This is a genomic window from Methyloversatilis sp. S146-33, from assembly GCF_059552495.1.
Window position 1 is genome coordinate 48,534 of sequence record NZ_JCANOT010000022.1, and the last position, 7,652, is coordinate 56,185.

Consider the following 7,652-nt stretch of genomic DNA (forward strand, 5'->3'; position numbering starts at 1 on the left):
GGTACTGCGGATGGCCCGATTCGCTGCCAGTTCGGCCTTCCACGAAGACTGGCCGGTCGCGATGGACCTGGCACTGTCGGCACTCGACATGCCTGAGGACGCCAACCTCGGATTCGTCTATTTCGCCGATCACTACGGCGGCGACCTGCAGGAAATGTTCGAGCGCCTGACCCGGCTCACCGGCATCGAGAACTGGGTCGGCACCAGTTCGGTCGGCGTCATCGGCCGCGCCATCGCGGCGCAGGACCAACCCGGCCTGTCGCTGCTGGTGGGCAGCCTGCCGAAGGGCAGTTTCCGCGTGTTCTCAGGCCGCGAGCGCCTGCCCAACGCGCTGGGTACCGATGCCGCACCCGAGCAGCCCTACTTCGCCGTGGTGCACGCCGACCCGGCAACGCCGGACATGGCGGATCTGGTCGCCGACATGGCCACCAAGGTGTCGAGCGGCTTCGTCACCGGCGGGCTGGCGCTGGCGCGCGGACAGGCACCGATGATCGCCAACGGAGCCCTGCGCGGCGGCATCAGCGGCGTCGCCTTCAACGAGCAGGTTTCCATCATGACGCGCCTGACGCAGGGTTGCTGTGCGGTGGGCGAAACCCATGTCGTCACCGCCTGCGACCAGAACGTCATCACCGAAATCAACGGCCGCCCCGCGCTGGACGCCTTCCTCGAAGCGGCCGGCACCTCGCTCGGCCAGGATCTGCGGCGGGCGGCGCGCTACATCCTGCCCGGGCTGGGCGTGACCGGTCGCGACGACGCCGAATTCCGCGTGCGCAACGTGATCGGCCTCGACCCCGGCAACGGCCTGATCGCCATCAACGACACAGTCGAGGTCGGACAGAGGCTGCGCTTCTACCGGCGCGACGCGGACTGTGCCCGCGCCGACATGCAGCGCATGCTGAACGAGCTGCGCGCGACACTGGAGCAGCCGCCGCTCGCGGCGCTTTACATATCCTGTGCCGCGCGTGGAGCGCACATGTTCGGCGACGACAACACCGAACCGGAAATGCTGGAGGAAGCCTTTCCCGGCCTGCCGGTGGCAGGCTTCTTCGCTGGCGGCGAAATTTCGCACGACCAGTTGTACGGCTATACCGGCGTGCTGACGCTCTTCCTCTGATCCCATGCCCCGCCAGCGGCCCGCTCTCCACACCTTGCCAGAAGTCGCCGGCGGCGGCCTGCTCGATCGCCGGCTCTTCCTGCGGCGCGGGCTGGCACTGGCAACGGCCGCGGCTGCCGTCGAGACGCAGGCCGCTGACGAGCTGCCGTGGTTGCACACGCCGGGCGCGCCCTTCACGCCCTACGGCCAACCATCGTCGCACGAGCGCCTGACGGCGCGACGCATCGGCGCCAACCGTGCGGTGGCCGGCAACGGCGTGTCCTTCACGCCACTGGAAGACCTCGAAGGCATCATCACGCCGAACGGCCTGCACTTCGAGCGGCACCACAACGGCGTGCCGCAGATCGACCCGGCGCGTCACCGACTTGTCGTGTACGGTCTTGTGCGCCAGCCGCTGAGCTTCGACGTGAAATCGCTGCTGCGCTACCCGATGCGTTCACGGATGCTGTTCATCGAGTGCGGCGGCAACAGCAACGCCGGCTGGCATGGCGAGCCGATACAGCGATCAGCCGGCTCCGTGCACGGGCTGCTGTCCTGCGCCGAATGGACCGGCGTGCCGCTGTCCATCCTGCTCGACGAAGCGGGTGTGGACGTCGGCGCGTCGTGGGTGATCGCCGAAGGTGCCGACGCGGGAGCGATGAACATGAGCATCCCGCTGGCCAAGATGCGCGACGACTGCCTGATCGGGCTCTACCAGAACGGGGAACGGCTGCGCCCGGAGAACGGCTACCCGATGCGTCTCATCGTGCCAGGCTGGGAAGGTGTGCTGCACGTCAAATGGCTGCAGCGGCTCGAAGTGACGGACCAGCCGGTGATGTCGCGCAACGAAACGTCGAAATACACCGAGTTGCAGCCATCGGGCAAGGCGCGTCAGTTCACGTTCACGATGGACTGCAAGTCGCTGATCACGTCACCGTCGCACGGCCAGACACTGCCGCGCCCCGACGTTTATCAGCTGAGCGGTCTGGCGTGGAGCGGGTACGGGCGCATCCGGCGGGTCGAGGTGTCGGCGGATGGCGGCAAGAGCTGGGCCGACGCCGCACTCGAATCGCCGGCGCTGCCTCGCTGCCTGACCCGTTTCCGCATACCGTGGCGATGGGACGGCAAGCCCGCCGTGCTGAAGAGCCGAGCCACCGACGAGCGCGGCAATCTGCAGCCGGAACGCGCGGCATTGGTCTCCGAGCGCGGGCGCGCAGGCTATTTCCACTACAACGCGATCGTTGCCTGGGCAGTCGAGGACGATGGACTGGTCACGCACACATACTGAACGCGCGGCAGCACTGCTGTCGTCGCTGCTGCTGAGTGCCTGCGTCGCGACGCCGAACGCGGTCGAGGCACCACGGCTCGGACAGGCCGTCGACGGCGCCACCCTCGCCCGGCAGCAACTGAACGTATTTCCCGACGGTCGCGGCCTTCCACCCGGTCGCGGCACGGCAAGCGAGGGCGCCGCGCTGTTTGCCCACCACTGCGCCGCCTGCCACGGCAAGGACGCCCGTGGCGGCAGCGCCGAGGAACTGGCGGGTGCGACGCGCCCGCTGAACACACCGGCGGCCGACAAAACGGTAGGCAGCTACTGGCCGTACGCGACGACGCTGTTCGACTTCATCCGTCGCGCCAAACCGATGACCGCCCCCGGCACGCTGAACGCGGACGAGGTGTATGCGCTCAGCGCCTGGCTGCTGCACATCAACGGCGTGATCGCTGCTGACGCCGTCATGGACGCGCGCACTCTGCCGACAGTGCGGATGCCGAACCGCGACGGCTTTATCCGCATCGAGGCGAACTGAAGTGCGCGCGGCGCCCTTGTCGGGCCGATCAGCGCACGCGGGCGCGCATCGCCATGCCGCCCAGCAGCAGTGCGGCCAGCGCAAGACTGGTTCGTGATTCCGACGGATTTTCGAACAGGTGTGCCAGCGGATAGGCGGAGCGCGCATTTTCCCGGCACGCCTCAGCGGCCAGCGGATCCTGGCTGCTCGCACGGCAGTCGGGGGCTGCCGACCAGACAGTCAGCGGTTGTGTCAGCGCGCATGCGACGACGAAAAGGAGTGGTCGAATGTTGCAACGCATGATGCCCTCCCTGCTTCAATAACGAAGTCAGTGATGCACTATGCAATATCCAGACCAAGAGGAGATTTAAAACAAGCCGTTGTTTTAATTCATATCTGACGCACGCCCCATCATCAGCGCTGCGTCAGGTCGGGGCATAAAAACGACAAGGCACTATTGCGGTGCAATATGTCAGTGCTCGAAGCCTGAGATCAACTCGACCAGTGAGTCACCGTAGCGCTCGACCTTGCGTGCGCCGAAGCCCGGTATGTCGGTCAGGTCATCGAGATCCGCCGGGCGTTTGCGCGCCAGTTCGATCAGCGTGCTGTCGTGCAGGATGACGTAGGCCGGAACTGACTGGTTTTTCGCTTCGTCCAGCCGCCAGGCTTTCAGCGCTGCGAGAAGATTGGCGTCGACGCCCTCCATCGACACCGGTGTGACGCTGCGTGTGCGCCGCACCGCCGATTCACGAGCCCTTTCGGCGATGCGCCGCATCATCACGGGCTGTTCGCCGCGCAGCACCGGGCGGGCAGCTTCGGTCAGCACCAGTGCGCCATAGGATTCGTGATCGACGCGGGCCAGCCCGAGCGCGACCAGCTGACGGAAAACACCGCGCCACAGGTTGTCGTCCTCGGCCTTGCCGATGCCATGCACGCTCAACTTGTCATGACCCCACTGGCGGATGCGCTCGGTGTCCTTGCCACGCAGCACGTCGATCAGGTGGGTGACGCCGAAGCGATTGCCGGTGCGGTAGATCGCGGACAGCGCCTTCTGTGTGGCGACCGTCGCGTCCCAGGTCTCCGGCGGCGTCAGGCAGTTGTCGCAGTTGCCGCAGGGCTGCCCCTGTTCGCCGAAATAGGCGAGCAGATGCACGCGCCGACACTGAGCGGTTTCGCACAGGCCGAGCAGCGCGTCGAGCTTGCTGCTGGAAATGCGACGGAACGCTTCGCTGCCCTCGGACTGGTCGATGAAACGGCGCTGCTGCACGACGTCGGCCAGACCGTAGGCCATCCACGCGTCGGCTGCGCCACCGTCGCGTCCTGCGCGTCCGGTCTCCTGATAGTAGCCTTCGATCGAGCGCGGCAGATCGAGGTGGGCGACGAAGCGCACGTCCGGCTTGTCGATGCCCATGCCGAAGGCGATGGTGGCAACGACCACGATGCCTTCCTCGCGCTGGAAGCGGGCCTGATGCGCAGCACGCGTCGCTGCGTCCATGCCGGCATGGTAAGGGAGCGCCTTGATGCCCTGCGCGAGCAGCCATTCGGCCGTCTCGTCCACCTTCTTGCGTGACAGACAATAGACGATGCCAGCATCGTCCGGATGCTCGTTCCGGATAAAGCGCAGCAACTGCTTGCGCGCGTCGTCCTTGTCCACGATGGTGTAGCGGATGTTCGGCCGGTCGAAACTGGACACGAACACACGCGCGTCGTGCAGCGCGAGCCGGTCGATGATTTCGGTGCGCGTCGCCGGATCGGCGGTGGCGGTGAGCGCGATGCGCGGCACGTCCGGGAAGCGCTCGTGCAGCACGGAAAGCTGCAGGTACTCTGGACGGAAGTCGTGTCCCCACTGTGCGACGCAGTGCGCCTCATCGATGGCAAACAACGCCGGCCGGATGTGACTCAGCAGATCGAGGCAGCGTGGGGTGTTGAGCCGCTCAGGGGCGACGTAAAGCAGATCGAGCGTGCCGTCGAGCAGGCTGCGCTCGACTTCACGCACCTGATCGAGATCGAGCGTGGAATTGAGGAAGGCAGCGCGTACGCCCAGCTGGGTCATCGCAGCGACCTGGTCCTGCATCAGCGCGATCAGTGGCGAAACGACGACTGCCGTCCCCGGGCGCAGCAGCGCCGGCACCTGATAGCACAACGACTTGCCGCCACCTGTCGGCATCAGCACCAGGGCGTCGCCGCCGGCCGCGACGTGCGCGACGATTTCGCCCTGCGCACCGCGGAACCCGGGATGGCCGAAGACGTCCTTCAGCACTTTCAGTGCATCGTCACGCACGCGGTCGCCCCTGGCCCTTCATGCAAATGGCGTGATGTTATCGCTGTCCGCTGCGATTGCGCGAGAACAGCGCCGGCTGTTGCGGACGTCGCGCCTCGTTGCCGCGCGGCATCACGTTGCCATTGACCTCGCGCGGCGGCTTGGCCGCCGGCTGGATGCGATTGCCGCGATTGTCGTCGTCATCGTCGTGAATACGCGCCGGCGTACGGTTGCCGTTGGCGACGTTGCCATTGGCGGTGCCACTCCTGCCTTGCGGGCGAGCGGGGTTGCCATTGCCGCGCGCGACGGGCTTGTTCTGCGGCGTACGCGCCGGGCGATCGCCGGCCGGCCGGGGCTGCTGCCCCTGGCGCGGCTGCTGTCCGTTGCCGGAGGCCTGTTTGCTGCGCGTTGCGCCGTCAGGCCGAGCGCCACGACCTTGCGGACGCGGACCGCGATCCGGCTCTTCGCTGGCGCCGGCGACCGGCACGAAACCATCGGCCGTCACGCGCGGAATCGACTGCCGGGTCACCTTTTCGATGGCCGTCAGCAACTTCACTTCCTCGCGATCGACCAGCGACACCGCGGCGCCGCTGGCACCTGCACGGCCGGTCCGACCGATGCGGTGAACGTAGTCCTCGGGCACATTCGGCAGCTCGAAATTGACGACGTGCGGAAGCTGGTCGATGTCCAGACCGCGCGCCGCGATGTCAGTGGCGACCAGCACGCGCAGCGTATTCGTCTTGAAGTCGGCCAGCGCTTTCGTGCGGGCGTTCTGGCTCTTGTTGCCGTGGATGGCAGCGGCGGTAATGCCCTGCTTGTCGAGCTGTTCGGCCAGACGGTTGGCGCCATGCTTGGTGCGCGTGAACACCAGCACCTGCGACCACTGGCCCTTGTTGATGAGATGCGCCAGCAGATGACGCTTCTGCTTCTGCTCGACCATGTAGACGCCCTGATCGACGCGCTCGGCGGTGGTATTGCGTGCGGCAACCTCAACCTCGGCTGCGTCGTTCAGCATGCCGTGGGCCAGTTCGCGGATCTCCGGCGAAAAGGTCGCCGAGAAGAGCAAAGTCTGGCGCACCTTCGGCAGCGCCGCGATCACCTTGCGGATGTCACGGATGAAACCCATGTCCAGCATGCGGTCCGCTTCGTCGAGCACGAAGATTTCGACGCCGGAAAGGTCCAGCGTCTTTTCGCCCAGGTGATCGAGCAGACGGCCGGGCGTCGCAACCAGGATGTCCACGCGCTGCTTCAGCGCCTGCAGCTGGGGGTTCATGCCCACGCCGCCAAACATGACCATGGAACGCAGCTTGGCGTGTGCACCGTAGGTGCGGACCGATTCCTCGACCTGAGCCGCGAGTTCGCGCGTCGGGGTGAGGACCAGCACGCGTGGCCGTCCCGGTGGAATGCTGGCCGGGCGGTTGATCAAAGTATGAAGAATGGGGAGGGTGAAACCGGCGGTCTTGCCGGTGCCGGTCTGTGCGGCAGCGAGCAGGTCGCGCCCGGCCATCACGAGCGGAATGGCTTTCTGCTGGATCGGTGTGGGCTGCGTATAGCCTTCTTCGGAAATGGCGCGCAGCAGGGGTTCGGCCAGGCCAAGCCCGGCGAAATCGACTTCAGTGTTCAAACAGTTCTCCAGCGACGGCCCGTCGCTCAAGCTGAGTGACACCAATACAGGCAGACAGGGTGTGGATTCCGGAAGGGAGGCTCATGCCTCCTCTTGTCAGGGAGACAAGGGAACGCGCCTATTGGCACGGCGCAGGCGCAGTGTAGCGGTGTTTCGGCCGAAAGTCTTGCGCTCAGTGTTTCAGCAGATGTTCGATGGCGCGCGCCGCGAGCGCGAAACCGAAAGCGGCCGTGACGCAGACGCTCGAGCCGTAGCCCGCGCAGCTCAGGCCTTGCGGTGCGGTCGTCGCATCGCAGGCCTCGGCCGCCGGTTTGCGCATGGGCTCGGCGGAGTACACGACCTCGATATCGAAATGCTCCTTGCGCGACAGCTGCAAGCGCCCGCCCTTTCTCAATAGGGAACGCACACGGGCGAGCAGCGCGTCGCCCTGGCTTGCGCCTAGATCCGAATGGCGGATGCGTGTCGGGTCGGTACGTCCGCCCGCCGCACCCGCCATGAACAGCGCCAGTCCATCGAGATGACAACGCTCGGCCATCGCAACTTTGGCAGACGTCTGATCCGTGCAATCGAGCACCGCGTCCGGTCGTGACGAAAGCAGCTCGGCGGCATTCTCCGGCGTGAGGAAATCCTCTATCCGCGTCACCGAGCATTCGGGGTTGATCGAGACGATGCGTTCGGCGAGCGCATCGACCTTCGCCATGCCTATCGTTGCCTGACTGGCCTGCAGCTGTCGATTGATGTTCGATACCGCGACGTTATCGAGGTCGATGATGTTGATGTTGTGGATGCCGTGTCGTGCGATGGCTTCGGCGGCCCATGATCCGACGCCGCCGATGCCGACGATGGTGACGGATGCGTTGTGGAGTTTTGCGTATGCGCCGTTGCCGT

The 7,652-nt window shown here is 66.0% G+C and carries 7 protein-coding genes; 3 read left to right on the forward strand and 4 right to left on the reverse strand.

Features of this window, described 5'->3' with window-relative positions:
- The first annotated feature begins 10 nt into the window (after positions 1 to 10).
- From AC51BJ_RS07815 to AC51BJ_RS07825, 3 genes are read left to right on the forward strand one after another with little or no spacing between them, the layout of a single operon-like run.
- The gene (locus AC51BJ_RS07815; protein ID WP_496279839.1) at positions 11 to 1,114 is read left to right on the forward strand and encodes an FIST signal transduction protein; all 1,104 of its coding nucleotides are present in this window, start codon (positions 11 to 13) and stop codon (positions 1,112 to 1,114) included.
- 34 nt (positions 1,115 to 1,148) lie between these two features.
- Positions 1,149 to 2,381: a sulfite dehydrogenase gene (gene soxC, locus AC51BJ_RS07820; protein WP_496279840.1), complete on the forward strand. Its 1,233-nt coding sequence runs from the start codon at positions 1,149 to 1,151 to the stop codon at positions 2,379 to 2,381.
- The gene (locus tag AC51BJ_RS07825) at positions 2,356 to 2,901 is read left to right on the forward strand and encodes a c-type cytochrome (protein ID WP_496279841.1); all 546 of its coding nucleotides are present in this window, start codon (positions 2,356 to 2,358) and stop codon (positions 2,899 to 2,901) included. Before soxC ends, AC51BJ_RS07825 begins: the two co-directional genes overlap by 26 nt.
- 28 nt (positions 2,902 to 2,929) lie before the next feature.
- Here the strand turns inward: AC51BJ_RS07825 and AC51BJ_RS07830 are convergent, their stop codons facing one another.
- The 4 genes from AC51BJ_RS07830 to AC51BJ_RS07845 all read right to left on the reverse strand — a co-directional run.
- Positions 2,930 to 3,181, reverse strand: a complete 252-nt coding sequence (locus AC51BJ_RS07830) for a hypothetical protein (protein ID WP_430435363.1) — start codon at positions 3,179 to 3,181, stop codon at positions 2,930 to 2,932.
- A gap of 171 nt (positions 3,182 to 3,352) precedes the next feature.
- Positions 3,353 to 5,161 (reverse strand): DNA helicase RecQ, encoded by a 1,809-nt coding sequence (gene recQ, locus AC51BJ_RS07835; RefSeq protein WP_496279842.1) that lies wholly within the window; start codon positions 5,159 to 5,161, stop codon positions 3,353 to 3,355.
- A 37-nt stretch (positions 5,162 to 5,198) separates the two neighbouring features.
- On the reverse strand, positions 5,199 to 6,764 hold the full coding sequence (locus tag AC51BJ_RS07840) for a DEAD/DEAH box helicase (protein ID WP_496279843.1): 1,566 nt from the start codon (positions 6,762 to 6,764) through the stop codon (positions 5,199 to 5,201).
- A 172-nt stretch (positions 6,765 to 6,936) separates the two neighbouring features.
- A partial coding sequence (locus tag AC51BJ_RS07845) for a tRNA threonylcarbamoyladenosine dehydratase (protein ID WP_496279844.1) occupies positions 6,937 to 7,652 on the reverse strand: 716 nt, incomplete at its 5' end.